Annotated in this window: 32 protein-coding genes; 5 read left to right on the forward strand and 27 right to left on the reverse strand. The window is 57.7% G+C overall.

The genetic code is table 11. From position 1 onward, the window contains the following. Positions 1 to 14 precede the first annotated feature (14 nt). From AC2D8V_RS08255 to AC2D8V_RS08325, 15 genes are all read right to left on the reverse strand, one after another. The gene (locus AC2D8V_RS08255; protein WP_484733049.1) at positions 15 to 416 is read right to left on the reverse strand and encodes a DUF5333 domain-containing protein; all 402 of its coding nucleotides are present in this window, start codon (positions 414 to 416) and stop codon (positions 15 to 17) included. Positions 417 to 510: 94 nt separating this feature from the next. Further along, complete coding sequence (locus tag AC2D8V_RS08260) at positions 511 to 840, reverse strand: hypothetical protein (protein WP_484733050.1); 330 nt, start codon at positions 838 to 840, stop codon at positions 511 to 513. Then, positions 840 to 1,328, reverse strand: coding sequence for a DUF3291 domain-containing protein (locus AC2D8V_RS08265; protein WP_484733051.1), 489 nt, complete (start codon positions 1,326 to 1,328; stop codon positions 840 to 842). The genes AC2D8V_RS08260 and AC2D8V_RS08265 overlap by 1 nt, the downstream gene beginning before the upstream one ends. Further along, positions 1,315 to 1,752 (reverse strand): DUF3291 domain-containing protein, encoded by a 438-nt coding sequence (locus AC2D8V_RS08270; protein WP_484733052.1) that lies wholly within the window; start codon positions 1,750 to 1,752, stop codon positions 1,315 to 1,317. The genes AC2D8V_RS08265 and AC2D8V_RS08270 overlap by 14 nt, the downstream gene beginning before the upstream one ends. Further along, the gene (gene nuoF, locus AC2D8V_RS08275) at positions 1,749 to 3,044 is read right to left on the reverse strand and encodes an NADH-quinone oxidoreductase subunit NuoF (RefSeq protein WP_484733053.1); all 1,296 of its coding nucleotides are present in this window, start codon (positions 3,042 to 3,044) and stop codon (positions 1,749 to 1,751) included. Before nuoF ends, AC2D8V_RS08270 begins: the two co-directional genes overlap by 4 nt. 13 nt (positions 3,045 to 3,057) lie before the next feature. Then, a complete protein-coding gene (locus AC2D8V_RS08280) occupies positions 3,058 to 3,309 on the reverse strand; it encodes a DUF5337 domain-containing protein (RefSeq protein WP_484733054.1) in 252 nt (83 codons plus the stop codon). A gap of 29 nt (positions 3,310 to 3,338) precedes the next feature. Continuing rightward, positions 3,339 to 4,013 carry a hypothetical protein gene (locus AC2D8V_RS08285; RefSeq protein ID WP_484733055.1) on the reverse strand — a complete coding sequence of 225 codons (675 nt, stop codon included), beginning with the start codon at positions 4,011 to 4,013 and terminating at the stop codon, positions 3,339 to 3,341. A 30-nt stretch (positions 4,014 to 4,043) separates the two neighbouring features. Then, entirely contained in the window at positions 4,044 to 5,189 is a 1,146-nt protein-coding gene (locus AC2D8V_RS08290; RefSeq protein WP_484733056.1) for an NADH-quinone oxidoreductase subunit E, read from the reverse strand. Then, positions 5,189 to 5,455 carry a hypothetical protein gene (locus AC2D8V_RS08295; protein WP_484733057.1) on the reverse strand — a complete coding sequence of 89 codons (267 nt, stop codon included), beginning with the start codon at positions 5,453 to 5,455 and terminating at the stop codon, positions 5,189 to 5,191. Before AC2D8V_RS08295 ends, AC2D8V_RS08290 begins: the two co-directional genes overlap by 1 nt. Beyond that, on the reverse strand, positions 5,455 to 6,675 hold the full coding sequence (locus tag AC2D8V_RS08300) for an NADH-quinone oxidoreductase subunit D (protein ID WP_484733881.1): 1,221 nt from the start codon (positions 6,673 to 6,675) through the stop codon (positions 5,455 to 5,457). The genes AC2D8V_RS08295 and AC2D8V_RS08300 overlap by 1 nt, the downstream gene beginning before the upstream one ends. 8 nt (positions 6,676 to 6,683) lie before the next feature. Further along, on the reverse strand, positions 6,684 to 7,073 hold the full coding sequence (locus AC2D8V_RS08305) for a nuclear transport factor 2 family protein (RefSeq protein WP_484733058.1): 390 nt from the start codon (positions 7,071 to 7,073) through the stop codon (positions 6,684 to 6,686). Position 7,074: 1 nt separating this feature from the next. Further along, positions 7,075 to 7,248 carry a hypothetical protein gene (locus tag AC2D8V_RS08310; protein WP_484733059.1) on the reverse strand — a complete coding sequence of 58 codons (174 nt, stop codon included), beginning with the start codon at positions 7,246 to 7,248 and terminating at the stop codon, positions 7,075 to 7,077. Then, the gene (locus AC2D8V_RS08315) at positions 7,248 to 7,856 is read right to left on the reverse strand and encodes an NADH-quinone oxidoreductase subunit C (RefSeq protein WP_484733060.1); all 609 of its coding nucleotides are present in this window, start codon (positions 7,854 to 7,856) and stop codon (positions 7,248 to 7,250) included. Before AC2D8V_RS08315 ends, AC2D8V_RS08310 begins: the two co-directional genes overlap by 1 nt. A 41-nt stretch (positions 7,857 to 7,897) precedes the next feature. Next, positions 7,898 to 8,434, reverse strand: coding sequence for a NuoB/complex I 20 kDa subunit family protein (locus tag AC2D8V_RS08320; protein WP_484733061.1), 537 nt, complete (start codon positions 8,432 to 8,434; stop codon positions 7,898 to 7,900). Continuing rightward, on the reverse strand, positions 8,425 to 8,790 hold the full coding sequence (locus AC2D8V_RS08325; protein WP_484733062.1) for an NADH-quinone oxidoreductase subunit A: 366 nt from the start codon (positions 8,788 to 8,790) through the stop codon (positions 8,425 to 8,427). The genes AC2D8V_RS08320 and AC2D8V_RS08325 overlap by 10 nt, the downstream gene beginning before the upstream one ends. A gap of 370 nt (positions 8,791 to 9,160) precedes the next feature. Here AC2D8V_RS08325 and AC2D8V_RS08330 point away from each other — a divergent pair, with 370 nt between their 5' ends. Continuing rightward, positions 9,161 to 9,655 carry a fasciclin domain-containing protein gene (locus AC2D8V_RS08330; RefSeq protein ID WP_484733063.1) on the forward strand — a complete coding sequence of 165 codons (495 nt, stop codon included), beginning with the start codon at positions 9,161 to 9,163 and terminating at the stop codon, positions 9,653 to 9,655. Between the two features lie 308 nt (positions 9,656 to 9,963). Here AC2D8V_RS08330 and AC2D8V_RS08335 read toward each other — a convergent pair whose 3' ends face one another. The 11 genes from AC2D8V_RS08335 to AC2D8V_RS08385 all read right to left on the reverse strand — a co-directional run bounded on the left by AC2D8V_RS08335 (position 9,964) and on the right by AC2D8V_RS08385 (position 20,678). Then, positions 9,964 to 10,746 carry a crotonase/enoyl-CoA hydratase family protein gene (locus AC2D8V_RS08335; RefSeq protein WP_484733064.1) on the reverse strand — a complete coding sequence of 261 codons (783 nt, stop codon included), beginning with the start codon at positions 10,744 to 10,746 and terminating at the stop codon, positions 9,964 to 9,966. Continuing rightward, positions 10,739 to 11,623, reverse strand: a complete 885-nt coding sequence (locus tag AC2D8V_RS08340; protein ID WP_484733065.1) for a hydroxymethylglutaryl-CoA lyase — start codon at positions 11,621 to 11,623, stop codon at positions 10,739 to 10,741. The genes AC2D8V_RS08335 and AC2D8V_RS08340 overlap by 8 nt, the downstream gene beginning before the upstream one ends. 25 nt (positions 11,624 to 11,648) lie before the next feature. Continuing rightward, positions 11,649 to 12,314: a glutathione S-transferase family protein gene (locus AC2D8V_RS08345; protein WP_484733066.1), complete on the reverse strand. Its 666-nt coding sequence runs from the start codon at positions 12,312 to 12,314 to the stop codon at positions 11,649 to 11,651. Then, a complete protein-coding gene (locus tag AC2D8V_RS08350; protein ID WP_484733067.1) occupies positions 12,311 to 14,251 on the reverse strand; it encodes an acetyl/propionyl/methylcrotonyl-CoA carboxylase subunit alpha in 1,941 nt (646 codons plus the stop codon). Before AC2D8V_RS08350 ends, AC2D8V_RS08345 begins: the two co-directional genes overlap by 4 nt. 3 nt (positions 14,252 to 14,254) lie before the next feature. Beyond that, positions 14,255 to 14,953, reverse strand: coding sequence for a hypothetical protein (locus tag AC2D8V_RS08355; RefSeq protein ID WP_484733068.1), 699 nt, complete (start codon positions 14,951 to 14,953; stop codon positions 14,255 to 14,257). Between the two features lie 81 nt (positions 14,954 to 15,034). Then, positions 15,035 to 16,639, reverse strand: a complete 1,605-nt coding sequence (locus AC2D8V_RS08360; protein WP_484733069.1) for a carboxyl transferase domain-containing protein — start codon at positions 16,637 to 16,639, stop codon at positions 15,035 to 15,037. 55 nt (positions 16,640 to 16,694) lie between these two features. After that, entirely contained in the window at positions 16,695 to 17,012 is a 318-nt protein-coding gene (locus AC2D8V_RS08365) for a hypothetical protein (protein WP_484733070.1), read from the reverse strand. Then, complete coding sequence (locus AC2D8V_RS08370) at positions 17,012 to 17,512, reverse strand: lysozyme inhibitor LprI family protein (protein ID WP_484733071.1); 501 nt, start codon at positions 17,510 to 17,512, stop codon at positions 17,012 to 17,014. Before AC2D8V_RS08370 ends, AC2D8V_RS08365 begins: the two co-directional genes overlap by 1 nt. Continuing rightward, entirely contained in the window at positions 17,509 to 18,672 is a 1,164-nt protein-coding gene (locus AC2D8V_RS08375; protein WP_484733072.1) for an isovaleryl-CoA dehydrogenase, read from the reverse strand. The genes AC2D8V_RS08370 and AC2D8V_RS08375 overlap by 4 nt, the downstream gene beginning before the upstream one ends. Positions 18,673 to 18,778: 106 nt before the next feature. Continuing rightward, positions 18,779 to 19,969 (reverse strand): DegT/DnrJ/EryC1/StrS family aminotransferase, encoded by a 1,191-nt coding sequence (locus tag AC2D8V_RS08380; RefSeq protein WP_484733073.1) that lies wholly within the window; start codon positions 19,967 to 19,969, stop codon positions 18,779 to 18,781. 43 nt (positions 19,970 to 20,012) lie between these two features. Then, positions 20,013 to 20,678, reverse strand: coding sequence for an HAD-IA family hydrolase (locus AC2D8V_RS08385; protein ID WP_484733074.1), 666 nt, complete (start codon positions 20,676 to 20,678; stop codon positions 20,013 to 20,015). A 144-nt stretch (positions 20,679 to 20,822) separates the two neighbouring features. On the opposite strand from AC2D8V_RS08385, the gene glmU reads away from it, so the two are divergent. From glmU to AC2D8V_RS08400, 3 genes are read left to right on the forward strand one after another with little or no spacing between them, the layout of a single operon-like run. Continuing rightward, complete coding sequence (gene glmU / locus AC2D8V_RS08390) at positions 20,823 to 22,175, forward strand: bifunctional UDP-N-acetylglucosamine diphosphorylase/glucosamine-1-phosphate N-acetyltransferase GlmU (RefSeq protein ID WP_484733075.1); 1,353 nt, start codon at positions 20,823 to 20,825, stop codon at positions 22,173 to 22,175. Between the two features lie 2 nt (positions 22,176 to 22,177). Next, positions 22,178 to 23,998 (forward strand): glutamine--fructose-6-phosphate transaminase (isomerizing), encoded by a 1,821-nt coding sequence (gene glmS, locus AC2D8V_RS08395; protein WP_484733076.1) that lies wholly within the window; start codon positions 22,178 to 22,180, stop codon positions 23,996 to 23,998. A 15-nt stretch (positions 23,999 to 24,013) separates the two neighbouring features. Beyond that, positions 24,014 to 24,568 (forward strand): pyridoxamine 5'-phosphate oxidase family protein, encoded by a 555-nt coding sequence (locus AC2D8V_RS08400; RefSeq protein WP_484733077.1) that lies wholly within the window; start codon positions 24,014 to 24,016, stop codon positions 24,566 to 24,568. Here AC2D8V_RS08400 and AC2D8V_RS08405 read toward each other — a convergent pair. Next, a complete protein-coding gene (locus tag AC2D8V_RS08405; RefSeq protein WP_484733078.1) occupies positions 24,565 to 25,098 on the reverse strand; it encodes a hypothetical protein in 534 nt (177 codons plus the stop codon). The genes AC2D8V_RS08400 and AC2D8V_RS08405 overlap by 4 nt on opposite strands. A gap of 85 nt (positions 25,099 to 25,183) precedes the next feature. On the opposite strand from AC2D8V_RS08405, the gene moaA reads away from it, so the two are divergent. Next, positions 25,184 to 26,191 (forward strand): GTP 3',8-cyclase MoaA, encoded by a 1,008-nt coding sequence (gene moaA, locus AC2D8V_RS08410; protein WP_484733079.1) that lies wholly within the window; start codon positions 25,184 to 25,186, stop codon positions 26,189 to 26,191.

Genomic DNA, 26,191 nt, shown 5'->3' on the forward strand with positions numbered 1-26,191 from the left:
TTTCGGGCCGCCTATCAGTTTGAAACGCGCAGAAGCGTTCCCGTTTGTGAGTTTCGCGCGATCTCGGACCGTCCGAGCGCACAATAGCCAGCGGAATCCTGCGCAAAGCCCTGATCCGCCATGTATCTTGCCGCGCGGGCGCGCAGCCTATCTTTTTCCACATCTGACTCCAGATGCGCCTCTACTTCAGCTTCGGTATAGCCAAGCGCTTCGGCCTCACGTTCCAGCTGTCGCAGAAATCCGAGGGCGCGGAAAAAACGCGCTGAAATATCCGGGCAGTTGCGCCGAATTTCGTGGGCGAGACCGACCGCAAAAAGGCCGTTGTCAATCACCGGCACATCGCGCAAAGCCGGCTTTGCCGATGCAACCCCCGTCATTCCTGCCATCAGTGCTACTGCCATCATTACCCGTACCATCCGCATTCTCCCATGACCGTCGCCGTGATCGCACCATGCGCCACGTCAGCAGACCAAATGGGGGTCACAGGCCCTGATATGCAATAACACTGCATCATTCCGGGCAGGTTCCCTGAAGTGTGAGCGTGTCGTCGCTGATCGGCAAGTCTGCATCTTCGGAGTCCGGGCCAACGAGCCAAGCGATATCAGAGCTTCCATACCGCTCTATGCAATAGCTGATTGCAGCATGGCGTGACGCCTCGCGCGCGCCTTCCAAAGACTGGGAAACTGGACGCGCCGTAACAATGAACTGCTGCCGGCTTCCGCGCTCGCTTTTCACCTTGGTGCGAAAAAACTTGCCGTCGAATAGCAGGTCGTCATCATCTGGCCCACATGCGGTCAGTACAAGCGCCAGCCCAACCGATATGCTCAATAATCTCGTCATCATTGTGCTGCTACCCCCGGTTTACACCGGTTGCCCTTCCATTGGCTGGCTTCTTTCAGATAAGCCCAGCCAAAGGCGTCCTCGCTGTCGCCATGTGTCTTGAGGTGTTCCAGCTTGGCCAAGGCTTCGTCCAGTGTCGGCTGATGACCTTCAGGCACCCACCACATGACGAAGTGCATTTCGCCCATGACTTCGAACCATTCCTGTCGACGTTCATAAAACTGTTTGTGGATGGTGCCCCAGACAAAGGTTTCAAGCTGCTCGACGCTTTCCCAAACGGTCAGGTTCGACACAAACTGCGGATCACCGTCGATTTTAGCATCGGTATTGCCTGTACCCGGCTCGCCAGAGCCTTCCATCATCCAGACAAACCCGGGCATGCGTTTGCCCATGCCGTTGATGCGGTCAAGGTTCGCCATGAACTCTGCCACCCGCGGATCATCCGTGGGTGCAAGCAAGCGGCCAATGTTGAGTTCAGCTAGGTGCATCGACAAACTTCTCTGCTGTGTCCCATGTGAATGCCTGCACCGAAGGGCCTTCGGCTCGCAATAGCTCAAGCTTGTCGTAAGCCTCAGACATGGTTGGACGCGCGCTTGGGTCCGTGTGCCAAAGCACCATCATCGCGGACGCGGGTTCCAAAAACCATTCTGATTTTCGCTCGTAGAACTTGCCGTGCAGAGTGTTGAAAACAAAATGCCGCAGACTTGCGATATCTTCCCAAATGGACAAGGTACGCGCCGCCGGACCAACGGGGGGCTCAGCAAGGTTTTCGTAGTCGCTGAACCGCCAGATGAAACCATCGCTGCGTTCCGCCACTGAATAGACCGCCTCGATGCCATCAATAAAGCCCTGCACCTCCGGCTCGCCTTGTTCTGCCCTCAGCAATCCATATGTATGGACCGCGATATTCATTCCGCTGCTACCGCTGATACACGGCCAGAACGTTTGTGTTTGATGCGGTCTTCGATCTCGTCGCGGAAGTGTCGGATGAGGCCCTGAATGGGCCACGCAGCGGCGTCACCCAAGGCACAGATCGTGTGCCCTTCGACCTGTTTGGTCACGTCAAGCAGCATATCGATCTCTTCGACCTCTGCTTCGCCTGTCACCAGACGATCCATCACTCGCATCATCCAGCCGGTGCCTTCACGGCACGGCGTGCACTGCCCGCAGCTTTCGTGCTTGTAGAACTTCGACAGCCGCCAGATCGCCTTGATGATATCAGTAGAGTTGTCCATCACGATGACCGCCGCCGTGCCAAGGCCGGAGCGTTGTTCACGCAGGTAGTCGAAATCCATGATCGCATCGCGCATGTCCTTGCCCGGAATGCAAGGGACAGAGGATCCACCGGGGATCACCGCCTTGAGGTTATCCCATCCGCCGCGAATGCCACCACAGTGCTTTTCAATCAGCTCTTCGAAAGTGATCGACATCGCCTCTTCGACGACGCAAGGGTTGTTGACGTGCCCCGAGACGGCAAAGAGTTTTGTGCCCGCATTGTTCGGACGCCCGAAACCCGAGAACCACTCCGGTCCGCGACGCAATATCGTTGGCACGACCGCGATGGATTCGACGTTGTTCACCGTGGTCGGGCACCCGTAAAGACCCGCACCCGCCGGAAACGGCGGCTTCATGCGCGGCATCCCTTTCTTACCCTCCAGGCTTTCCAGAAGCGCTGTTTCCTCGCCGCAGATATAGGCGCCTGCGCCGTGGTGCAGATAGAGGTCGAAATCCCAGCCCGAGCCTGCCGCGTTCTTACCCACGAGACCAGCATCGTAGGCCTCGTCGATGGCATTCTGCAGCGCTTCTTTCTCGCGGATATACTCTCCGCGAATGTAGATGTAGCAGGCATGAGCATTCATTGCGAAGCTGGCGATCAGGCACCCTTCAATCAGCGTGTGCGGATCGTGGCGCATGATCTCGCGGTCTTTGCAGGTACCGGGCTCGGATTCGTCCGCATTCACCACCAGATAAGCCGGACGCCCGTCACTTTCCTTGGGCATGAACGACCACTTGAGACCTGTGGGAAAGCCCGCCCCGCCGCGACCGCGCAGACCGGAGGCTTTCATCTGGTCGATGATCCAGTCACGGCCCTTTTGAATAATCCCCGCCGTGCCATCCCAGTGACCGCGCGCCTGCGCGCCTTTAAGCGTGCGGTCGTGCATCCCGTAGATGTTGGTAAAGATGCGATCCTTGTCCTCTAGCATGAGAGATACCTTCTTACCTGTCTGACTGCGCGGCTTTGCGCGCGCGCCGTATCTGGAATGAAACGATGAACGACCACAAAAGTGCCGCCATCGCGAGCAAATCAATAAGGATCACATAGCGCGCCGACAGTTCCAGCATCGGACCGATCCAGAACTGCACCAGCAGCCAAAGCACCATGGTTCCCGCGATCACGAGGCTGACCATTCGTCCTTTGGCAGCCAGGGCGCGCTCCTGCGCCTCGGCTGTAATGTTTTGCGCACTCATGAAGCCTCCTGACTTCGTCTAACGGGCGTTCAGCCCTTGGCCTTGGCCAACGCTTTCGCCTGACCGACCCAATCATCACGCTCGATGCGTCCTTTGAAGCGCAGGCGCTCATCCACCCACGCGATGTCTTTCTTTTTCAACTGGGCTACCTGCTCGTAGTGGTAGATGCCCAGATCATTCAGGGTCTGCTCCAACTTTGGACCAACACCGCTGATCTTCTTTAGATCGTCCGGCGCGCCATCCGGCGCGTCTCGCATCATGGCTGGGCGGTCATCACTCGCCGGTGTTTCTGGTGCTTTCTCCGCCGCGGGCTTCTTCGCGGGCGCTTTCTTTTTCGGTGCCGGTTTGGTTTCAGCTGCAGCAGTCGGTGCCGGTGCCGCAGCGGGTGCAGCGGCCTTGGGTGCCTCGGCCTTCGGCGCTTCAGACTTCGGCGTATCTGCCTTTGGCGCTTTAACCGCCGGAGGGGCAGCATTCGGCACGGGCGGTGTCTTAAGTTCGGCCTCGTTAGGCGCAGGTAGCGGGCGCGTCATCGCCCAACTAATGATCGCGCCGAAAACGACAAAGGCGACGCCCCCAACAAAGACCGCCTGAAGGAATGACCAACCACCAAGAAGCCACAACATGGTACCCGCAAATGTGCCGCCAGCGAGCGCCACCAACCAGCTGCCTAGCGCCAGCCCAATCATTCCCTTGTTGTCATCCATCTTAAGCCTCTCCTTCGGTTACCTATTCAGTCATTTCTTATAGATACCGTCTTTTTTCGCGCGTTGCGAAAATTCCGTTGCCTCGCCGGCAGCCAGCCGTTGGGCCTGATCAACCCAGTCATCCCGACTGACGCGACCTTTGAAGCCCTGCAGGTTTTGATCCGCCCATGCGACCTCATCCGCGGTCCACCCGGCGATCTGATCGTAGTGGTAGACGCCCATGCCATGCAGCATTGCTTCCAGCTTGGGTCCCACCCCTTTGATCAGCTTGAGATCGTCTGCCCCGTTTTCGCGCGGCGCATCAAGCAATTCAGGCTTTTTTCCTGCGCCGGTAGCTGGCACAACCGAACCCGTCTTAGGTTTTGCAACGGCCTTGGCGCTAGAGCCGGGTACTTCAGCGCTTTTGTCAGACGAGGCGCCGCGGCTGCGGTCAGCCTGCTGCGCGGCCTTGGGCGGGATATTCTCGTTTGCGCCCCGCCATGGCGTTCGCAACGGAACCTCGGTGCCGTCAATGCGCTTTACCGTGTCACCCAGATCAACGGCCAACTGTGCCGACGCATTGTATTGGGTCTTGCCGCTGTCATATTCGGTCAGCGACGTCAGCCCTTTCAGCGGTTCGGCGGCATAGCGGCCATTTTGTGGGCCGGGCACAGGCACCTTGCCCGCTGCCAGCTCATCGATGATCTGGCCCATCCGCTCTGCCGTCAGATCCTCGTAGTAGTCCTTGCCGATCTGCGCCATCGGCGCGTTGGAACAGGAGCCGAGGCATTCGACTTCTTCCCACGAGAAATTTCCATCCTCGGACAACTGGTGCGCAAGAGGCGCAATTTTGTCTTTGCAGACCGCAACGAGATCTTCCGCGCCGCAGATCATACACGATGTTGTACCACAAACCTGAATATGAGCAATTTTTCCAACCGGTTGAAGCTGAAACATAAAGTAGAATGTAGCAACTTCGAGCGCGCGAATGTACTTGAGCCCCAGCATGTCGGCCACAGTTTCCATCGCGGGTTTGCTAAGCCAGCCTTCCTGCTCTTGCGCGCGCCACAGAAGCGGAATGATCGCACTGGCCTGACGGCCTTCAGGATATTTGGTGACCTGTCCTTCGGCCCACGCCTTGTTTTCTGGCGTAAAAGCAAAGCTTTCGGGCTGGTCTGGGTGAAGACGACGGAGCATCAGAAAGATTCCTTGAGTATTCTGACCTGATCAGCAAACGCGAGGAACCGTTCCAGGATCAGGGGCATTTCTGTTTTGATAAACTCGATAAGTTGCGCACGAAGCCAGATCGCCAGCACTGACACATAGGTCATAAGCAAAACGACAAAGCTCAGCATTCCCGCAACAATTGCCGCCAGCCCGGACTGCCAGCGCGCACCGGCCAGACCGCTGACCCAAAAGGACAGCACAAAAACGAGAATAAAGCCCATCATCGCAATACTCATCAGCGGTCGATCTCCCCGAAGACCACATCCATGGTCCCGATGATCGCCGCCACATCAGCTAGCTGGTGTCCGCGCGACATGTGATCCATCGCCTGCAGATGCAAAAAGCCAGGGGCGCGGATCTTGGCCCGGTACGGACGGTTCGAGCCGTCCGCTACGAGGTAGACGCCGAATTCACCTTTTGGAGCTTCGACTGGGCAGTAAACCTCTCCTTCGGGCACATGGAAGCCTTCGGTATAAAGTTTGAAGTGATGGATGAGGCTTTCCATCGATGTTTTCATGTCAGAGCGTGTCGGCGGTGTGATTTTTCCGCGTGCCAGCACATCACCCTGCCCTTCGGGTTCGCGTAGCTTGGCGATTGCCTGATGAATAATGGAAACGGACTGCCGCATTTCTTCCATTCGAACAAGATAGCGGTCGTAGCAATCGCCGTTCTTGCCCACGGGTATCTGGAATTCGAACTCATCGTAGCATTCATACGGTTGCGCGCGGCGCAAATCCCACGCCAAGCCAGAGCCACGCACCATAACGCCCGAGAAGCCGTATTCGATAATATCATCTTCGGTGACCACGCCGATGTCGGCATTGCGCTGCTTGAAAATGCGGTTTTCGGTCAGCAAGCCGTCGATGTCGCCGATAACACGCGGGAACTCGTTGGCCCACGTCTCGATGTCGTCAAGCAGCTCGTTTGGCAGATCTTGGTGCACACCACCGGGACGGAAATACGCAGCGTGCAGGCGCGCCCCGCAGGCACGCTCATAAAACACCATCAGTTTTTCGCGCTCTTCAAACCCCCACAGCGGCGGTGTCAGTGCGCCCACGTCCATCGCTTGGGTGGTGATGTTCAGAATGTGGTTCAAAACCCGACCGATTTCACAGAACAAAACACGGATCAGGCTGGCGCGGCGCGGCACTTCAACCCCCGTGAGCTTTTCGATCGCCAAACACCAGGCGTGTTCCTGATTCATCGGTGCCACATAGTCGAGGCGATCGAAATACGGCAGGTTTTGCAGGTACGTTCGGCTTTCCATCAGCTTTTCGGTACCACGGTGCAACAGACCGATGTGAGGATCGCAACGCTCGACGATTTCACCGTCAAGCTCGAGCACCAGACGCAAAACCCCGTGTGCCGCAGGGTGTTGCGGACCGAAGTTGATATTAAAATTGCGGATTTTCTGCTCGCCCGTCAGCGCGTCTTCAAACCCTTTGGAGCCGTCCATCATGGTCTTTACTCCCCCTCGTCAAGACGCGCCGCTGTGCGGAACACCTTTGTCAGCAATTGCCAGGATCCGCCAACGCGGACAAATCCCAGATGATCTTCATATCTCAATGGCGGCACATCTACGGTAAGGTGCACGCGCGCGATCTCGTCGCCAGCCTGATCCATGCTCAGAATCTCGTACCGGGCTGGCCCGGGAAACGGATCACGCCCCCGCACTCTTTCCAGATACGCTGCCTTGTCCCAAAACGTGACGTCGACATCATCGACGAGCGTCATCTGAAACTTCTCGTGGCACAGTTGTTCAAAGACATCTGCTCGGGCAAAGTACACCGCCTCGCAATATGCCTGCACTGCAGCTTCAAAATCCTGCGGGACGACAGTGGCTCCATCCATCATGTCAGCGCCGCTCCAACTCTTGCAGCTTCAGACTCATCCACCAGATCAGCGCAAGCACGCCCAGTGGGATGATGCAGGCAAGGGCCCAATATTTGTTGATCCCGAAGTGCGGCAAAAGCTTGAGCAGCGGAATGACCGTCAGGACAGTAAAAGCGATCCAGATGATGCCTTCCATTACTTCGTTTCCTCCTGCTTCTCGTCACCGGGCAGAATATACTCGGCACCCTCCCACGGGCTCATGAAGTCGAACTGGCGGTATTCCTGCACAAGGCTGACAGGCTCGTAAACGACGCGCTTTTGCGCTTCGTCATAGCGCACCTCGGTATAGCCCGTTGTCGGAAAATCCTTGCGTAACGGATGACCGCGGAACCCATAATCGGTCAATATCCGCCGCAAATCCGGATGCCCCGAAAACAGGATGCCAAACATGTCAAAGACTTCGCGTTCGAACCAGTTCGCCGAAGGGTGCACAGAAATGATAGAAGGCACCATCTGGTCTTCGCGGACGCCTACCCGCAACCGGATACGGTGGTTCTGGTACATCGACAACAGGTGATACACTACGTCAAATCGCTTGGCCCTCCCGGCGTAGTCAACCGCCGTGATATCCACCAAAGTCGAAAACCGGCAAGTAACATCTGATTTGAGAAACTCAACAAGCCCGGCGATGTTTGATGGCGTCACATCCAGGTTCAACTCGCCATGAGCGATGTCCCACGACAGCACGCAATCGGCGCGCTTGGCCTCGATGTATGCTCCCAATTCCTTCAAAGCGTCAGACATTCAATGTCCTTTTAGTTGGTTGCAAGCAAGCGCTGCCGCAGTCAGCGTACGATAGTCCCGGTGCGCCGTATCTTGCGCTGCAATTGCATGATCCCGTACAGCAGCGCTTCGGCCGTTGGTGGGCAGCCCGGTACATAGACATCCACGGGCACAATACGGTCGCAACCGCGCACGACTGAATAGCTGTAGTGGTAATACCCGCCACCGTTTGCGCATGACCCCATCGAGATCACATAGCGTGGCTCCGGCATCTGGTCGTAGACCTTACGGAGTGCAGGGGCCATTTTGTTCGTCAAAGTACCCGCGACGATCATCAGATCTGACTGGCGCGGACTGGCACGCGGTGCCGTGCCAAAACGTTCCATGTCATAGCGCGGCATCGCTGTGTGCATCATTTCCACAGCACAGCAGGCCAACCCAAAGGTCATCCAGTGCAGAGACCCTGTGCGCGCCCAGTTGATTATGTCCTCGGTCGAGGTCAGCAGAAAACCCTTGTCCTGCAACTCTCGGTTAAGCTCTTGCGTAGCGACCTCGCGGTCGGCACCCGCAATGTTGGCTCCGGCGGCGGCTACTGCCATTCCAGCGCTCCTTTTTTCCACTCATAGGCAAAGCCAATGGTCAGCACGGCCAGGAAAATCATCATCGACCAGAAACCGACCATACTCACATCCTTGAACGCAACGGCCCACGGAAACAGAAATGCAATCTCCAGATCAAAGATGATGAAGAGAATGGACACGAGGTAGAATCGCACGTCGAACTTCATCCGCGCATCATCAAATGCATTAAAACCACATTCGTATGCAGAAACTTTTTCAGGGTCAGGATTGCGTACCGCAAGCACCACTGCCGCAAGGATCAAAACCAGTCCGAGGCCGATGGCCACGGCAAGGAAAACGAGGATCGGCAGATATTCCCGTAGCATTTCATCCATGGGATGGCTCCTTTGGCTTGCCGCAGTGCAGCGGTGTTGGCGTCGCGTGGCGAGCGCGACCGCAACCGGTGTACGTCCAAGTGCTTGCAGGGTCAACCGGAATGCCACGAAACGGCTTGCGTAAAATGCGCGCAGACTGACGCAATACAGGCCCGCCGCAACGGCAGGAAATCGGGCCATTTTCCGGTGTCACGCGCAAACGATATGTACTCGCCTAACTTGTTCGGGCAGCGCTGAAAAAGCGAATTGTGCGCCTAAGTGATCCATTTTGTCGCGGCTGCCGTATATGCTTCATCTAACAACCGGCAGGAACAGGGATCGACACAGGGTCGACCGCTTGCCCGGTCGAAGGTCAAACAAGGAAGAAGTTATGAACAGACGTTTCGCACTGAAAGCCACTATCGCAGCCGGCGCGCTTGCCGCTATCGCAGCATGTACCCCTGCTGACATGGGTGATGACATCGTGGATGTAGCCGCCTCCAATGGCAGCTTCAATACGCTGGTCGCTGCAGTGCAAGCTGCCGGTCTCGAAGACACCCTTCGCAGCGAAGGCCCCTTCACAGTATTCGCTCCAACTGACGATGCATTCGCCGCGCTTCCAGCAGGTACGGTCGAAAGCCTGCTGCTGCCGGAGAATAAAGACAAGCTTGTCAGCATCCTGACATACCACGTGCTGTCCGGCGCTGTGCCTGCAGAAGCGGTATTGGGCAAACGCCAGAACGTTGCAACGGTGAACGGCGCGACCGTTCATGTTGACGGTCGCGGTGGCGCGGTCAAGGTCAACGACGCAAATGTTGTCGCAGCCGATGTGATGGCGACAAACGGTGTCATCCACGTGATCGACAAGGTACTGTTGCCGAAGTAATCGCTGAGGTTACCGGATGATAAGCCCACAGGCGCCCAGCGCCTGTGGGCTTTATTTTTTGTCATGCGAAAAACAAAAGCGGACCGCTTTCGCGGCCCGCCTAATAATTAAAACGTCAATCGTTAAAATCTGTTTGGTTTAGCCAGCGGCACACTTGCGCGGGACAAAAACCAGATAACTTGTAACTTTTGCGCGCCGCATCGATCTTGGCGAGCAAACACAGCGAACGACCGTTTACTCTGAGTGTGTCGTAGCGGCTGTATGTAACCGAAAGGTGACGGGGCGGAGGATAATTTGGCGCTTTTCGTTCAGGGCATCCAACGCGCTTTGCGCTTTTCAAAGAAAGCACCGACACCTTCAGATGCTTCCGGATCTTTCCAGCGCTCTGACAGCGCCGCGATGGACTGATCAATGATGTTGTCGTCAATTAGGGGACCGAGACTGCGCGCATATGCTTTTGCGGCGGCGACTGCACCCGGCGCACAGGACAGGTAAGGCACGACCTCTCGCTCAACCGCGACTGCCAGATCATCATCGGCCACGGCGCGCGAGAATATGTTCAACGCGACGGCCTCCGCTGCATCAAAAATACGGGCGGACATGAAAACACGACGCGCTTGCCCTTCGCCCATGCGCGCCAAGACGTACGGCCCGATGGTGGCCGGAATCAGGCCCAGTCGCGTTTCGGTAAGCCCCAGCTTGGCCGTGTCCACGCCGATGACTGCATCACAGACACACGCCATGCCGACGCCGCCGCCAAAAGCGTTCCCCTGAACCGCGCCGATCAGCGGCTTTGGCAGCCGATTGAGTGCGCCAAGCATTTCCGCCAGTTTGCGGGCCTCAGCAGCGCGGGTATCGGCATCCATCTGCATTTGCGCACGCATCCAGCCAAGGTCTCCACCGGCACAAAAGCTTTTGCCCGCGCCCGTCAGAACGACGACCCTGACCTTTGGGTCGGCAGCGAGATCTGCTGCGGCTTGCGTCAATTCCGCCATCATTTGCGCAGAGATCGCATTATGTTTTTCCGGACGATTCAGGGTTAGGGTTGCGACCCCTCTGTGATCGGTCTGGATACGGATCGTATCAGGCATTTTCCGGCTCCTGCCCGGCAGGAGTATGGCGCATCGCCTTCGCCATCCGGGCTGCATCGCGCAACACATCCAGATCAAGACCGGTTTCGTAGCCCAAAACATGCAAATGCTCTACCACGTCTTCGGTCGCCACATTTCCTGCAGCGCCCGGCGCATAAGGGCACCCCCCCAATCCACCAACCGCCGCATCGAACACGCGCAGTCCCAGGCTGAGCGATGTGTCGATGTTCTCCAAAGCGCGACCGTTGGTATTGTGATAGTGCCCTGCCAGCCGACCGGCCGGTACCACATCCCGCACAGCCAGAAGCATGCGCGCGATACTGTCGGGCGTGCCGGCCCCGATCGTATCGCCAAGGCTGATCTCATAGCAGCCCAGCGCAAACAGTGTGTCGGCCACCCGCGCCACATCAGCCGGCGCAACAGCACCGTCATAGGGGCACTCGACCACGCAAGAGATATAGCCACGGACCGGCAGATCGATATGCCGCGCCTCTTCAAGGATTGGCCGAAAACGCTCGATGCTTTCGGCAATAGTGGCGTTGATATTGGCCTTGGAGAACCCTTCGGACGCCGACGCAAAGACCGCAATCTCGTCTGCACCAGCGGCACACGCGTCAGTGTAACCGCGCATGTTGGGGGTCAATGCCGCGTATCGCGTCCCTTCGGCCCGGGTGATGCCTTCAAGCACCTCTGCCGATCCCGCCATTTGCGGCACCCATTTCGGCGAAACGAAACTGGCCACTTCGATACGGCTGAAACCAGCTTGTGTCAGCCGGTCTACCAGCGCGATCTTTTCAGAAACCGGAATTTCGCGTTTCTCGTTCTGCAGACCGTCACGTGGACCTACCTCGAATATCTCACAGTTTCCCAGTGTCATCGCGCATCCTCCCTAGCCGCTAACCTCACTCTACAGACCAAGGCGCGTAAAAGTCTCGCTCATATATCCCGTCACCCTGCGGTAACGACGCGAGAAAGCCCTCACGCGCCGAAATCCGGGCGTACCAGTCCTGCAGCGCGGGGTAGCCATCAATTTTTGCAAAGTACTGCGCCATGTAGACGGCATGCCCCACAGAAACGTCTGCTGCCGAAAATCCAGAAGTAAGAAGATAGTCCCGGTTCTCGACTGGTGTCGACAACCGCGCCTCTATCGCAGAATAGCATTTGGCCACTCGTGCGGCCTCAAGCTTCATGACGATTGGGCTGCGCATGGTGTCCTCAAACAGCATCACGTGTTGTTGTGTCAGCGCCGCCACGTGTTGGCTGACGGTCTCGGCGAAATGCACCCAGACCAGCCAGCTCATTCGATCCGGGGTCCCCGGCATCCGCCCCAACCTGTCGGGGCTAAAGCGTTCGCACAGGTATTCTGTGATCGCGCCTGTTTCAAACATGCGCTCACCTTCAATTTCTAGCGCCGGAACGCGCCCTGCTGGCGAAAGCGACAAGAATTCCGGGCTGCGCAAGCTGCGATCAAACGGATAGGTGCGCACCTGAAAATCTATATCCAACTCGTGCAGCAGCCATAGCGTGCGCATCGAACGGGTCTGGGGGCAATGGTGCAGCGTGATCATGCTGGCTCCTCCTGCTGCAACTGGATAAGGGCGGCGCCTGCCTCGACCTGATCGCCTTCGGCCACCAACACCTGCGCCACAACACCGTCACGAGCAGCGACAAGACCATGTTCCATTTTCATCGCTTCCAGCACAGCCAAACGGTCCCCTTTACGAACGGCCTGCCCCGGCGTTGCTGCGATCTCGCGCACCAAGCCGGGCATTGGCGCTTCGATGACATTTCCATCGCCGCCGGCTGTGTCAGCCTGCGCCAACGGATCAGCCACCTCAAAGCACAAACCATAGCGGTCAAACACGGTCACGGTCGCATCAGCGCTTATGCAGCGGGGGATCGGACGCCCCTCAATCATCCACCGCCCGCCTTGGCGCGACACCGCAATTTCAGAGCCGTCAACGATCCAAAGCTGAGTATCCGCATCCAACACGGAAACGGTCAATGTGAGCGTGATGTCCGCATGTTTTAACGTAACGATTTGCCGCAAAGGCAGCCACAGGGCAAAACCCGCGTGTTCCGGCAGCGTCTCATACCCACCCGCAGCCATCGCTGCAGCAATCCAGTGCGCAGGCTCCGGTGCGAGTACCTGCGTCAGCGCATCGACATCCCGTCCGATCAATCCCGTGTCGAATTGGCCAGCGGCAAAACCCTTGTGCTCCGCCAATGCGCCGAGAAAGGCAAGGTTCGTGACACTGCCCGCGACCTCGGTGTCGGCCAATCCGCGCCGTAGCCGGGCCAGAGCGATATCACGCGTAGGCCCGTGCACAATGAGCTTTGCAATCATCGGATCGTACCATGGGCTGATGCTGTCTCCGGCCCGGACGCCACTGTCCGCACGAACATCGTTTGGAAACGCAAGATGGGTTAAATCGCCGGTCGCGGGCAAAAAACCGGCGGGGACGTCCTCTGCGTATAGTCGGGCCTCAAACGCGTGCCCGTTGATCGAAATATCCTGCTGGCGCGCGGGCAAAGCTTCGCCTGCCGCGACACGCAACTGCCAGGCCACAAGATCAATACCTGTGATCGCTTCGGTAACTGGATGCTCGACCTGCAATCGGGTGTTCATCTCCATGAAGAAAAACCCGTCTTCCGACAAGCCACCCGCCCCGTCCACGATGAACTCCACAGTACCGGCGCCAGCGTAGCCGATGGCTTCGGCCGCGCGTACTGCGGCCGCACCCATTGCCGCGCGCACCGTCTCTGTCATGCCCGGTGCAGGCGCTTCCTCAATCACCTTTTGATGACGGCGCTGCAATGAGCAATCGCGCTCGAACAAGTGGACGGCCCGCGCACCATCGCCAAAAACCTGCACCTCGATATGGCGCGGCTGGGTCACAAATTTCTCGACGAGGACGTCAGCATTCCCAAAGGCGGTTTTGGCCTCTGAACGGGCAGAAGCAAGCGCTGCTGCGAATTCGCTGGCAGCTTCGACCATCCGCATCCCCTTGCCCCCGCCACCAGCAACGGCCTTGATCAGGACGGGATACCCAATGTCATCTGCCGCCGCTGAAAGCACGTCATCCGACTGATCCGAACCGTGATAGCCGGGAACAACGGGAACATCCGCCTTCTCCATCAGCGCCTTTGCCGCGTCTTTTAATCCCATCGCGCGAATGGCTTTTGCAGACGGCCCGATAAAGGTCAGCCCGGCGGCTTCGACAGCTTCGACAAATTCGGGGTTTTCGCTGAGAAATCCGTAACCGGGGTGGATCGCTTGTGCACCTGTCGCACGGGCAGCTTTGATAATGACATCCCCGCGCAAATAACTGTCAGCGGGCGCAGGGCCCCCAATGCGGACAGCCTCATCTGCCATGGCGACATGGGCGGACTGCGCATCTGCGTCGGAATAGACCGCAACGCACCGCACACCCATCTTCTGCGCGGTGTCCATGATGCGGCAGGCAATTTCGCCCCGGTTAGCGATCAGTATCTTATCGAACATTCTCTACCACCAAGATCCCGACGTTCCGTCTAAAACATGTTGTTGCACATGAGCGGGCAGCGGCCACGCATCGATATCAGTACCATTCATTGGTTCGGGAGAGTGACCGCCCCGCGCGTGACGATAAAGATCGATGTGAAGCGCGATGCTGACGTCGCGCAGGGCCGCATCGACCCGATCACGGGTTTCTGCGATGCCTTCCTCCAGCCGCTCCTGATCTGACTTTTCGCGCGTCCACGCCAGCGGAAGCATCTGCGCCAAAACCTTGCTTTCGGCGGACAGTGCTACCAGCAAGACCAAATTGGACATAACACCGGGAATCGACGGCACCGCAAGGTCCCTGAAAAACCCCGGCAATCCGCCGAACCATCCGGAGTTCCGGGGATTTTGTCCGGCAAGCTCAGCCCGCGCCAAATCAAACTCGCGCGCAAAGCTTTTCCTGAACTCACGCGCGAAAATCCGTCTGTCAAAGTCAGACCGCCCTGCCCAAAGCCGCAGCGTCGGGCGCACCCAACTGCCTTGCCGAGATTGCTCGACGAAAGCCTCAAAATCAAAAATAAAGACGTAGTCTTCGACGCCAGCGCTGTTGTGAATGACGTAGACGGGCAACTCGATTTCCCGCACCAGTGTCGGCAAGGAGGGCAGCTTCATGCCATTTACGGCTGAAGATAGCTTGTCGGCGACTGAATTGACTTGATTCATAATGCGGCCCCTGCACCAGCCCTCTGTGCAATTTCAAATCCGCACTGACTGCTATGGGGCAACAAGACGTCACACACGCAATTACATCCTGAATACGCCAAAGCGGGTCTCCTCAATCGGCGCATTCAAGGCAGCGCGTAAAGACAGGCTCAGCACATCGCGGCTTTTGCGTGGATCAACAATGCCGTCGTCCCAAAGCCGTGCCGAGGCATAAAGCGGATGGCTTTGCCGCTCGAACATCTCGATGGTGGGCGCTTTAAAGGCGTTCTCTTCCTCGGCGGACCAAGTCTCGCCCGACCGCTCCAAAGCGTCGCGTTTCACGGTTGCCAGTACGCCCGCTGCCTGTGCGCCTCCCATCACAGAGATGCGCGAATTCGGCCACGTCCAAAGAAACCTTGGCTGGTAGGCGCGTCCGGCCATGCCGTAATTGCCCGCGCCAAACGAACCGCCGACAAGCATGGTAATTTTCGGCACCGACGTGCAGGCCACCGCCGTGACCATTTTCGCCCCATGTCTGGCAATACCCTCGTTTTCGTATTTTCGGCCGACCATAAAGCCGGTGATGTTCTGTAAAAACACCAGCGGAATGCGGCGCTGCGAACACAACTCGACAAAATGGGCGCCTTTTTGGGCCGCCTCGGAAAAAAGCACGCCGTTGTTGGCAACGATCCCGACAGGGCAGCCTTTGACATGGGCAAAGCCGGTTACAAGCGTTTCGCCAAACCGAGCCTTGAACTCGTCAAATCGCGACCCGTCGACGAGCCGGGCAATTACTTCACGTATGTCATAAGGTGTGCGCAAATCCGCAGGCACCACGCCGAGTATCTCGGCGGGATCATACGCCGGCTCTTCAGGCGAAGCCCATTCCACGCCCGTGGCGCGTGTGATGTTAAGGTTGGCCACAGCGCGTCTTGCCAACGCCAGCGCATGCGCATCATCTTCGGCCAGATAGTCTGCCACGCCCGACAAGCGTGTGTGGACGTCTCCGCCGCCCAGATCTTCGGCACTCACCACTTCGCCAGTGGCAGCCTTGACGAGTGGCGGTCCGGCCAGAAAGATTGTCCCCTGCTCTTTTACAATCACTGTCACGTCCGACATCGCGGGAACGTAAGCTCCCCCCGCGGTGCACGATCCCATCACCACAGCGATTTGCGGGATGCCCGCAGCACTCATGCGGGCCTGATTGTAAAAAATCCGGCCAAAGTGATCCCGATCGGGAAAGACTTCATCCTGATTGGGAAGATTGGCACCGCCGCTGTCTACGAGGTAAACGCATGGCAGCCGGTTTTCCTGAGCAATTTCCTGTGCCCGCAAATGCTTTTTGACGGACATAGGATAGTAGGTACCGCCTTTTACTGTTGCGTCATTACACACAACCATCACGTCGCGGCCGCAGACCTGCCCGACGCCTGCAATGACACCCGCTGCCGGTGCGGCCCCGTCGTAGAGGCCATGCGCTGCCGTCGCGCCGATTTCCAGAAACGGGCTGGCGCGGTCAAGCAAACCGGCCACACGATCACGCGGCAGCATCTTGCCACGATTTTCATGGCGCGCGCGCGCTTGCTCGCCACCGCCCGCCGTTGCCGCACGAGCGGCGTCTTCAACCTCGGCTAGGGCCGCCAGATGCGCGACCTCGTTGTTGCGAAACTCGTCGGAGCCGGAAATGATCTGCGAAGTCAGTTTCATGGAACAAACCTTTGCGTCGAATTGTTTCGCGGGGCAGAAAGCGTGGCCATCACCCTCAGGTTTCCGGTGCGAGACCTGTTTGCGGTTGCGGCGCCAACTCCCGCAGGCGACCGAACCTGTCGACCGGATAATCGACACGCTGGCCGCCGGCATGCACGCAGCTGACTAAAATCCAGATCCCCGACTGCCGACCAGGCTGCCCCGTACAATCTGTCGCCCGCCCGCCGGGAGTGTGTGCCAGATAGTGGGACGTCCACGTTTCGATGACATCGGTTTCGCTGATTGTGGCCGCGATCCAGCCCCAGCGAAACGCCCACAGCGCAAGCGCAACCACCAAAAGACCAAAAGGAGCGAACCAGACCCACCTCGGCATTACCCCTCCAGCCAGCGCGACAGCCGCGATGTCTGTTCAGCAGTGAGTGACAACTGGCAAGACACATAGGCTGGCCCACCGCCGGTGCCGCCACCCCATTGACTGTACTCGAATTCACAGGCCGCATCTCGAAACGTGATCCAGGCGCGTTGCATGTTCCGCAGTGCTTGTTCCTGTGGCGGGGCCGACGATCCGATCTCTGCCAATTCTGCGTCTATCTGCTGCGCCCGCTTAAGTACTTCTTGATAGGTTCTGTTCAGCTTTGCATCCCAGAACATCCGTTCCTGATCCAAGCAATATCCCCTACCCACGGTGGTATATCCATCCGACGTCGCGTTGATGCAGGTGTCCGCAGCGAGCCCCGCACAAACGGAAAAGTCACCCTGTGCAGACGTGTTCGCAATGCAAGTCTGCGTCGCGGCGTCGTCATATTGCAAATCCTGCGCCAAAGCCGCCCCGGCCCAAAGCACGCCGATGCATATGAAAAACGCGCGTTTCACGTCATGGCTCCCATCAGCTCGCGCCCGACCAACATACGTCTTATCTCGGATGTGCCTGCCCCGATCTCCATCAATTTGGCATCTCTGAACAACCGGGCCACTGGGCTGTCATTCAGAAAGCCAGCCCCCCCCATCGCCTGTACCGCTTGATGTGCCTGCTTCATGGCTTCCTCAGAAGCATAAAGACAGCAAGCGGCCGCATCCTGCCGCGTCACGTCGCCCCGGTCGCAGGCCTTTGCCACCTCATAGACATACGCGCGCGCGGAGTTCATTGCCGTGTACATGTCAGCGATCTTGCCCTGCATCAGCTGGAAGTTCCCAATCGGCTGCCCGAATTGCTTGCGCTCGCTGAGGTAAGGCATGATGGCGTCCATACAGGCCGCCATGATCCCCGTACCGATCCCGGCCAGAACCACCCGTTCATAATCGAGGCCGGACATCAGCACGGCCACACCGCGCCCCTCTTCCCCCAACACATTCTCAAAGGGAACTTCCACGTCCTCGAATATCAACTCCGCCGTATTGGAGCCGCGCATACCCAGCTTGTCAAAATGCGGACTGGTCGAAAAACCGGTCATTTCCTTTTCGATCAAAAACGCGGTGATGCCCTTTGATCCCGCGTCCGGGTCAGTCTTTGCATAAACCACCAGTGTTGTTGCGTCAGGGCCATTCGTGATCCAGTACTTGTTACCATTGAGCCTGTAATGATCGTTTCGCTTCTCAGCCCGCAAGCTCATCGACACCACATCCGATCCGGCCCCCGCCTCTGACATTGCGAGCGCGCCAACGTGCTGACCCGAGATCAAACCCGGCAGGTATTTCTGTTTCTGCTCATGTGTGCCGTTTAACTTGATCTGGTTTACGCACAGGTTTGAATGCGCTCCATAGCTGAGCGAGACAGAGGCGCTCGCCCGCGCAATTTCTTCAATCGCGACAGTATGGGCCAAATAGCTCATTCCTGCGCCGCCGTAGCCTTCGTCGACCGTGATACCCAAGAGGCCCAAATCGCCCATTTCGGTCCACAACTCTGGCGGAAATTCGTTTTTGCGGTCGATGTCCGCCGCCATAGGCGCCACCCGCTCCTGCGCCCACCGATGCACCATATCACGCAGAGCGTTGATATCTTCGCCCAGATCAAACTGCATCGTCGCGTTAAACATCAGAATCTCTCCTCGGCGCCAAATTAATGAACGTTTGTTCATATCCTACGCCGCGACAGGCGCCCCGTCAAAAGAAAAGGCGGCATCAAGCCGCCGTTTTCTTGTCTTATGCCTGGTAAACCGATCCGACCTCAGCACGAATAATCCTCGTTATAAGGTCACAGTCCTCAAGCGAGAACGTCAGCGGCACTCTCATGTCCAATATGCCGGACAACACTCTGTCCGTCGCGGGCATCGGTGACGAGGTGGCATAGCGCCAACTGTCGTACCTGCTCGTAAAGCCGACAGGATTTGGATCCCCGAACCATTTCAGTTCTACCCCACGGCCACGGCATCGGTCCACGAAGTCGCGTATCGCGTTGTCCGCCCAGTCCAGCAGAAGAAACTGGATCGAGGACCCGACAATGGTTTCTTCGGGCGGTCTGTCGATGACAGAAAGGCCGGGCGTGCCGCGCAAGCCTTCTTCGAGCCGGTAATAGCGTTCATTCCACCGTGCGCATTGCGTTTCCAAGTCCGCGACCTGCGGGCGCAGGATCGCAGCGCGCAGGTTATCCATGCGTCCGGAAATATTCGGGGTCTCGTAGCGGATTTGCTCAAAGGCTTCTTTTGGCGGGGCGGCAAGATGGCGCTCGAACAACATGTAAGAGCCGGAAAGAACCACGGCCCGCGCCGCAACGTCCACGTCGTCTGTTACAAGAAACCCGCCCTCGCCTGAGTTAACATGTTTATATGTTTGACACGAATAGCATCCCACTGCGCCATGCCGACCCGACGGCACATCATTCCAAGCGGCCCCCATCGTGTGAGCGCAATCTTCGACAACCCTGACATCAGCCGCGTTGCAAAGCGCCATCAGACGGTCCATGTCGCAAAGATGCCCACGCATGTGGCTGAGCAGCAGAACGTTGGCCTGATCGAGCTTTGCCTGCAAATCGTCCAGATCAATGGTCAGACTTTCGGTCACACCGACGAAGACCGGTTCTGCCCCAACGGCGGCGATTGCACCCGGCACCGGCGCAAGCGTAAACGCATTTGACAGAACCTTGTCTCCCGGACGCACCCCCAAGGCACGAAGAGCGGTGGCCATCGCATAGCCACCGGATGCAACCGCAAGACAGAATTTTGCGCCGACCTTGGCCGCGAACTCCTGCTCAAGCAGCGCGGTCTCGCTGATTTCTCCCTCTGCGGTATTGTACCGGTGTAAACGGCCGTGACGCAGAACCGCAAGCGCGGCATCAATCCCCGCCTCGGGTATTGGCTCTTGCTGGGTAAAGCTGCCGGTAAAAATCTCGCTCATACGGTCTCCATTCGGTCAGCATTGCCGTGCGCGGGTAAAGGCGTCAAGCCAGCAAGCGGTCAATCAAAGAAGGCAAATCGGCATAGTCATGCAGCAACGCTTCGGGGGAAAGGGCGGCCATGTCGTCGCCGGACGGACCAAAAGTGACCAGAACGCTCGGCACCCCCGCCGCGCGGGCGGTGTTCCGGTCGGTATCGGAATCTCCGATCAAGGCACAGCGATCGGGATGCCCGCCGGCGCGCCGTGCGGCTTCGAAAAGCGGCTCGGGGTTTGGCTTGCGCACGGGCAGAGTGTCCGCGCCGACAAGCGAACCGAACTGATCACGTACGCCCAGTCGACCCAGCAAAAGTTCAGCCAAACCCTCTGGCTTGTTGGTGCAAATCCCGACGCCGTAGCCCATCGCCTTGAGGCTCTCAACAGCATCCATTGCACCGGGGTACATAAAAGTATGCACATCGATTGCGGCACCATAGGCCTCGAGCAAGACCGGATAGTACCGGTCGATCTCGGCGGTGTCATCGACGCGACCCAAACGTTTCATTCCCAGAGTGAGCATGGCCCGCCCACCGCGCAAAGCCGTCCCCTGATCTTGTGTCGGATCAAGAACATCGCCCGCGCCCATGTCGCGAAAACAGTGGTTCGCCGCCGCGATCAGGTCGCCGCTGGTGTCGGCCAGCGTTCCATCCAGATCGAATATGACAGTTTTCATGTTTTGCCCCGCGCAACCTTTGTCCAACCAAGCAAATCCGTGCCACCCAATGTTGCAAGTCGCAACCATGTTTGATTGAGCTTCCCTTGCACCTTTGAAGGAAGCGGATAAACAGGCCAGCAACAGATTACAAAGAGAAACCGCATGAATATTGCACTTATCGTTCTCGCCGCGGGCAAAGGTAGCCGGATGAATTCCGAGTTGCCCAAGGTCTTGCACCCATTGGGCGGCGCTCCGCTGGTGGTACATGCGGTCCGCGCAGGCGAGCCCCTAAGCCCAGAGCGCACCATCATCGTCGCGGGCCATGGCGCAGATCAGGTGCGCAAGGCGGCGCTTGACTTTGACCCGACCGTGACTGTGACGCTTCAGGAAGAGCAACTTGGCACCGGGCACGCCGCCGGTCTGGCTGCACCGGAACTGGTCGGGTTTGACGGCACTGCAATCGTTTTGTTTGGCGACACACCGTTCGTAAAACCAGATACTCTGCAGGCAATGGTAGAGGCGCAGCAGACATATGATGTTGTCGTGTTGGGCTTTGAAGCGGCGGATCCGGGTCGCTACGGGCGGCTGGTCATGGACGGTGAACAACTGGTCCGAATTGTCGAATACAAGGACGCTACCGACGCGGAACGCGCGATTTCTCTGTGCAATAGCGGCGTCGTTGCCTGCAAGGCCTCGCTGTTGTTCGAGTTGATCGGCAAAGTTAGCAATGACAATGCAGCAGGTGAGTATTACCTGACAGATGTTGTAGCCATCGCGCGTGCGATGGACCGCACGACCACGGTCGTCCTGTGTGACGAGTCCGAAACGCTGGGCATCAATACACGCCTTGAACTGGCGCAGGCCGAGCAGATTTTTCAGGACAATGCGCGCAAAACCGCGCAGGAGGACGGCGTCACACTGATCGCGCCTGACACTGTTCATTTTGCGTTTGATACGGTGCTTGGGCGCGACAGCGTTATCGAACCTTATGTTGTCTTCGGGCCCGGCGTGACCGTTGAAAGTGGCGCAACGATACGCGCCTTTTCGCATTTGGAGGGCTGTCACGTCGCGCAGGGCGCGATTGTTGGGCCGTACGCGCGGCTGCGGCCAGGTGCCGAGTTATCGGAAAACACACGCATCGGAAATTTTGTCGAAATCAAGAACGCGCGCATCGGCGAAGGCACGAAGGTCAATCATCTCAGCTATGTCGGAGATGCCACCCTCGGCGCACAGACGAATGTGGGCGCAGGGACGATTACCTGCAACTATGACGGCGTACTGAAACACCACACCACGATTGGTGATAACGTCTTTATCGGATCGAACACGATGCTTGTGGCACCGGTGCATATCGGCGACCGTGCCATGACAGGCAGCGGGTCGGTCATTACCTCGGACGTCGAACCGGACGCACTGGCACTTTCACGAGCGCCGCAAATCGAAAAACCGGGCATGGCAACCAAACTGATGACCATGTTGCGGGCCAAAAAAGCCAAGATGCAAAGAGGCAGCTGACAATGTGTGGAATAGTAGGTGTACTGAGCAGTCACGAAGCCGCTCCGATTCTTGTAGAAGCGCTGAAACGGCTGGAATATCGCGGCTATGACAGTGCCGGAATTGCGACGGTAAACGACGGCAAGCTTGACCGCCGACGCGCGGTTGGCAAGCTGGTCAATCTGTCAGACCTTCTGGTGCATGACCCGTTGCGCGGCAAGGCCGGTATCGGGCACACGCGTTGGGCCACCCATGGCGCGCCCTCTGTTGCCAACGCACATCCGCACAAAGCAGGGCCAGTTGCCGTGGTGCACAACGGCATTATTGAGAATTTCCGCGAACTGCGCGAGGAACTGGCACAACACGGCATCAGCTTTTCAACGGAAACGGATACAGAAACCGTCGCGCTACTCACCCAACACTTCATGGCAGAGGGAGCAAACGCCGTCGAAGCCGCCAACATGGCTTTGGACAAACTTGAAGGAGCTTTTGCTCTGGCTTTTCTGTTTGAAGGTCAGGACGACCTGATCGTCGTCGCGCGTCGCGGATCACCTCTGGCCATCGGTCATGGCGACTGGGAAATGTTCGTCGGCTCGGACGCGATAGCCCTGTCACCTCTGACCAACCAAATCACCTATCTTGCCGAGGGCGACCGCGCGGTCATAACCCGAAGCCGCGTCGAAATTACGGACAGCAAAGGGCAACACGTGGATCGCCCGATAAAATCAATCGAGGTCGATGCCACAAAGATCGACAAGGCAGGCCACAAGCACTTTATGGCCAAGGAAATTGCAGAACAGCCCACCGTAATTGCACAAGCGCTCGGCCATTATATCAGCACTTCCGGAGAGATTTCACTGCCCGGTACTGGCATGGATTTTTCAGCGATTGACCGGCTGACCATGGTTGCCTGCGGAACTGCCTACTATGCGTGCCTGACCGCCAAATACTGGTTTGAGCAGATTGCCCGCATTCCCGTTGAAGTGGATGTCGCCTCGGAATTCAGATACCGCGAACCACCCATCCCCGCCAAAACGACCGCGCTCTTTGTCAGCCAATCGGGCGAAACGGCGGATACTCTGGCAGCGCTACGGTACTGCGCGGGCAAAGCAGACAGCATCGTCTCTGTCATCAACGTGCCCGAAAGCTCGATTGCCCGCGAAAGCGATCTGGTTTTGCCGATTTACGCTGGCGTCGAAGTCGGTGTCGCCTCGACCAAAGCGTTCAGTTGTCAGTTGACGGTGCTCTTTCTGCTTGCGCTCAAAGCCGCGTCAGACCGGGGCGAAATCAGCTCTGATCAGCTCGCGGATCACCTTTCTGCGCTGCGCGGCCTGCCCAGCCTGTTCAGCACCGCACTCGAGGCCAACGAGGAAATGCTCAGTGCCGCCGTCAAGCTGTCAGAGGCACGCGACGTGCTGTTTCTGGGGCGCGGCAGAATGTATCCACTTGCCCTCGAAGGCGCGCTAAAACTGAAGGAAATCAGTTATATACACGCCGAAGCTTACGCGGCCGGAGAGCTCAAGCACGGACCCATCGCGCTAGTAGATCAGAACGTGCCGGTTGTCGTCATGGCGCCGCGCGACGCGCTGTTCGACAAGACCCTGAGCAACATGCAGGAAGTCATGGCGCGTAAAGGCCGGGTCGTCCTGATCTCGGACGCAGACGGCTTGCGCGACTTTGGCGACGGCGCTTATGCCACGATCGAAATGCCACCGGTAGCCGAGAGCATCGCGCCGATCCTATACTCTGTGCCCGCACAGTTGCTCGCCTATCACACGGCGGTGGCAAAGGGCACCGATGTGGACCAACCCCGCAACCTCGCGAAATCCGTTACGGTGGAATGATCTCCAGGAGGTTTCATGGCCAAGAAATTTGACAAGCTGAGCGATGTCCTCACGCGGTTTATTGAGACACAGCACATATTCTTTTGTGCAACCGCCGGACAAGAAGGTCGCGTGAACGTCTCTCCAAAAGGGATGGACAGCTTGCGTGTTTTGGGGCCGAACCGCATTGTATGGCGGAATTTGACCGGGTCAGGCAACGAAACCGCGGGACATCTGGCGCAGGTAAACCGGATTACTTTGTTGTGGTGTAGCTTTGAAGCAAAGCCGATGATCCTGCGCGTTTTTGGCACGGCGCGTACTTTGCATCCGCGCGATCCGGATTTTGCTGCGCTCAATGCCTACTTCCCAGCATCGCGCGGCGCACGCCAGATTTACGACGTCGACATAGACATGGTGCAGACAAGTTGTGGCTACGCGGTGCCGTTCATGGCCTATCAAGGCGAACGGGATATTCTTGGAAACTGGGCTGACGAAAAGGGCTCGGACGGCATTTCCACCTATTGGCGTGACAAAAACCAGTCGACGATTGACGGAGCGCCCACGTTCATTCTGTCCGACAAAGAGACTTAGCCGCGGGTTGCGACTTCCAATTCCACCAGTTCCGTCAGTGGGACTTCTAATAGGCGCATGGCAGAGAGTGACACACGACTGCCTGCTGTTGCAGGCCCCTCTATTGGCACCAATGTCACCTGCGCGGTCTTTCCCGTGGCCATGCTGCGAAGAACCCCCGGAGTTTGTGCATCTACCAGCGGTGTTTTCAGCCAAAATCCCGGCTCTGTCGCGTCTCCCAGAGAAGCGATGGTGCTGCCCAAAGGACGCGCTCCGGACGTGGTCTGCGACGCTTGCTGACGCGCAGCAGCAGTGCTTTGATCCAATTCAGAGGCTTGGGTGGCATCTGCTACGGGTATTCCGCCGCGGGTCGAAGTAGCGGAACCGCCGGAATCAGAGGGCGGCGCGATTTCGGCAGACTGTTTTTCCTGCGGTATCCAGTCCGGCAAGACCAAATTGGTGCACCCCCCCATCATTCCGATCAGAAGCGTTATCACCACTGGTGCGCTGAACGCGCGTCGAGCGGCAAGAGGATGGGCGGCATTGGTCATGGAGACCGGTGTAGCTAGTGCACTCTGGCGCCACAACCACCATATTCGCTTGCCGATCCTTAACGAGCCGAGTACGAATTAACGCATGACAGCTCCTTTGATTGACCCATTTGCGCGCGCCATCACTTACCTGCGGGTATCCGTCACGGATCGGTGCGATTTCCGCTGCGTTTACTGCATGTCGGAAAACATGACTTTTCTGCCGAAGAAAGAGCTGCTCACTCTGGAAGAGCTGGATCGCATGTGTTCGACGTTCGTTGACTTGGGCGTTGAAAAGCTGCGGATCACCGGCGGCGAACCACTGGTTCGCAAAGGCATCATGACGTTCTTCAATAGCATGTCGCGCCACCTTGACAGCGGTAAGCTCAAGGAATTGACGCTAACCACCAACGGCAGTCAGCTGGAACGTTTTGCAAAAGATCTCTACGCAGCCGGCGTGCGTCGTGTGAACGTGTCACTCGACACGTTGGACGAAGCAAAATTCGCTGATGTTACGCGCTGGGGACGGCTGCCGCAGGTGTTACGCGGGATTGATGCTGCACAAGCTGCAGGCATGCGGGTAAAGATCAATGCGGTTGCGCTGAAGGGTTTCAACGAGCCCGAGTTGCCATCAATGACCCAATGGTGCGCCGAGCGCGACATTGATCTGACGTGGATTGAAGTCATGCCGATGGGCGATATCGGTAACGAAGACCGTCTCGGCCAATACTGGTCGCTCAAGGATGTGCGCGCAAAATACGCAGAGCACTACACCGTGACAGATCTGGCGGAACGTACAGGTGGGCCTGCACGGTATGTGAGACTGGAAGAGACAGGCCAGAAGATCGGGTTTATCACGCCACTTAGTCACAACTTTTGTGAAAGCTGCAACAGGGTGCGGATAACATGTACCGGCGAAATCTACATGTGTCTGGGTCAGGAAGACCAAGCCGACCTGCGCGCACCACTCAGAGCGCATCCCGAAGATGACGAACCGCTGCGGGAAGCCATCAGGGCTGCCATCATGCGCAAGCCGAAGGGGCATGATTTTGACTACTCGCGGCAAAAGCTTGATGGCCAGATGCCGCGGCACATGAGTCATACGGGCGGCTGA

The organism is Roseobacter sp. YIN89, from assembly GCF_057219365.1.

What these genes read in the sequence shown, in the direction of transcription:
- AC2D8V_RS08255 (WP_484733049.1), bottom strand. Translation starts at nt 416, where the DNA reads ATGGTACGGGTAATGATGGCAGTAGCACTGATGGCAGGAATGACGGGG.
- AC2D8V_RS08260 (WP_484733050.1), bottom strand. Translation starts at nt 840, where the DNA reads ATGACGAGATTATTGAGCATATCGGTTGGGCTGGCGCTTGTACTGACC.
- AC2D8V_RS08265 (WP_484733051.1), bottom strand. Translation starts at nt 1,328, where the DNA reads ATGCACCTAGCTGAACTCAACATTGGCCGCTTGCTTGCACCCACGGAT.
- AC2D8V_RS08270 (WP_484733052.1), bottom strand. Translation starts at nt 1,752, where the DNA reads ATGAATATCGCGGTCCATACATATGGATTGCTGAGGGCAGAACAAGGC.
- nuoF (WP_484733053.1), bottom strand. Translation starts at nt 3,044, where the DNA reads ATGCTAGAGGACAAGGATCGCATCTTTACCAACATCTACGGGATGCAC.
- AC2D8V_RS08280 (WP_484733054.1), bottom strand. Translation starts at nt 3,309, where the DNA reads ATGAGTGCGCAAAACATTACAGCCGAGGCGCAGGAGCGCGCCCTGGCT.
- AC2D8V_RS08285 (WP_484733055.1), bottom strand. Translation starts at nt 4,013, where the DNA reads ATGGATGACAACAAGGGAATGATTGGGCTGGCGCTAGGCAGCTGGTTG.
- AC2D8V_RS08290 (WP_484733056.1), bottom strand. Translation starts at nt 5,189, where the DNA reads ATGCTCCGTCGTCTTCACCCAGACCAGCCCGAAAGCTTTGCTTTTACG.
- AC2D8V_RS08295 (WP_484733057.1), bottom strand. Translation starts at nt 5,455, where the DNA reads ATGAGTATTGCGATGATGGGCTTTATTCTCGTTTTTGTGCTGTCCTTT.
- AC2D8V_RS08300 (WP_484733881.1), bottom strand. Translation starts at nt 6,675, where the DNA reads ATGGACGGCTCCAAAGGGTTTGAAGACGCGCTGACGGGCGAGCAGAAA.
- AC2D8V_RS08305 (WP_484733058.1), bottom strand. Translation starts at nt 7,073, where the DNA reads ATGATGGATGGAGCCACTGTCGTCCCGCAGGATTTTGAAGCTGCAGTG.
- AC2D8V_RS08310 (WP_484733059.1), bottom strand. Translation starts at nt 7,248, where the DNA reads ATGGAAGGCATCATCTGGATCGCTTTTACTGTCCTGACGGTCATTCCG.
- AC2D8V_RS08315 (WP_484733060.1), bottom strand. Translation starts at nt 7,856, where the DNA reads ATGTCTGACGCTTTGAAGGAATTGGGAGCATACATCGAGGCCAAGCGC.
- AC2D8V_RS08320 (WP_484733061.1), bottom strand. Translation starts at nt 8,434, where the DNA reads ATGGCAGTAGCCGCCGCCGGAGCCAACATTGCGGGTGCCGACCGCGAG.
- AC2D8V_RS08325 (WP_484733062.1), bottom strand. Translation starts at nt 8,790, where the DNA reads ATGGATGAAATGCTACGGGAATATCTGCCGATCCTCGTTTTCCTTGCC.
- AC2D8V_RS08330 (WP_484733063.1), top strand. Translation starts at nt 9,161, where the DNA reads ATGAACAGACGTTTCGCACTGAAAGCCACTATCGCAGCCGGCGCGCTT.
- AC2D8V_RS08335 (WP_484733064.1), bottom strand. Translation starts at nt 10,746, where the DNA reads ATGCCTGATACGATCCGTATCCAGACCGATCACAGAGGGGTCGCAACC.
- AC2D8V_RS08340 (WP_484733065.1), bottom strand. Translation starts at nt 11,623, where the DNA reads ATGACACTGGGAAACTGTGAGATATTCGAGGTAGGTCCACGTGACGGT.
- AC2D8V_RS08345 (WP_484733066.1), bottom strand. Translation starts at nt 12,314, where the DNA reads ATGATCACGCTGCACCATTGCCCCCAGACCCGTTCGATGCGCACGCTA.
- AC2D8V_RS08350 (WP_484733067.1), bottom strand. Translation starts at nt 14,251, where the DNA reads ATGTTCGATAAGATACTGATCGCTAACCGGGGCGAAATTGCCTGCCGC.
- AC2D8V_RS08355 (WP_484733068.1), bottom strand. Translation starts at nt 14,953, where the DNA reads ATGAATCAAGTCAATTCAGTCGCCGACAAGCTATCTTCAGCCGTAAAT.
- AC2D8V_RS08360 (WP_484733069.1), bottom strand. Translation starts at nt 16,639, where the DNA reads ATGAAACTGACTTCGCAGATCATTTCCGGCTCCGACGAGTTTCGCAAC.
- AC2D8V_RS08365 (WP_484733070.1), bottom strand. Translation starts at nt 17,012, where the DNA reads ATGCCGAGGTGGGTCTGGTTCGCTCCTTTTGGTCTTTTGGTGGTTGCG.
- AC2D8V_RS08375 (WP_484733072.1), bottom strand. Translation starts at nt 18,672, where the DNA reads ATGTTTAACGCGACGATGCAGTTTGATCTGGGCGAAGATATCAACGCT.
- AC2D8V_RS08380 (WP_484733073.1), bottom strand. Translation starts at nt 19,969, where the DNA reads ATGAGCGAGATTTTTACCGGCAGCTTTACCCAGCAAGAGCCAATACCC.
- AC2D8V_RS08385 (WP_484733074.1), bottom strand. Translation starts at nt 20,678, where the DNA reads ATGAAAACTGTCATATTCGATCTGGATGGAACGCTGGCCGACACCAGC.
- glmU (WP_484733075.1), top strand. Translation starts at nt 20,823, where the DNA reads ATGAATATTGCACTTATCGTTCTCGCCGCGGGCAAAGGTAGCCGGATG.
- glmS (WP_484733076.1), top strand. Translation starts at nt 22,178, where the DNA reads ATGTGTGGAATAGTAGGTGTACTGAGCAGTCACGAAGCCGCTCCGATT.
- AC2D8V_RS08400 (WP_484733077.1), top strand. Translation starts at nt 24,014, where the DNA reads ATGGCCAAGAAATTTGACAAGCTGAGCGATGTCCTCACGCGGTTTATT.
- AC2D8V_RS08405 (WP_484733078.1), bottom strand. Translation starts at nt 25,098, where the DNA reads ATGACCAATGCCGCCCATCCTCTTGCCGCTCGACGCGCGTTCAGCGCA.
- moaA (WP_484733079.1), top strand. Translation starts at nt 25,184, where the DNA reads ATGACAGCTCCTTTGATTGACCCATTTGCGCGCGCCATCACTTACCTG.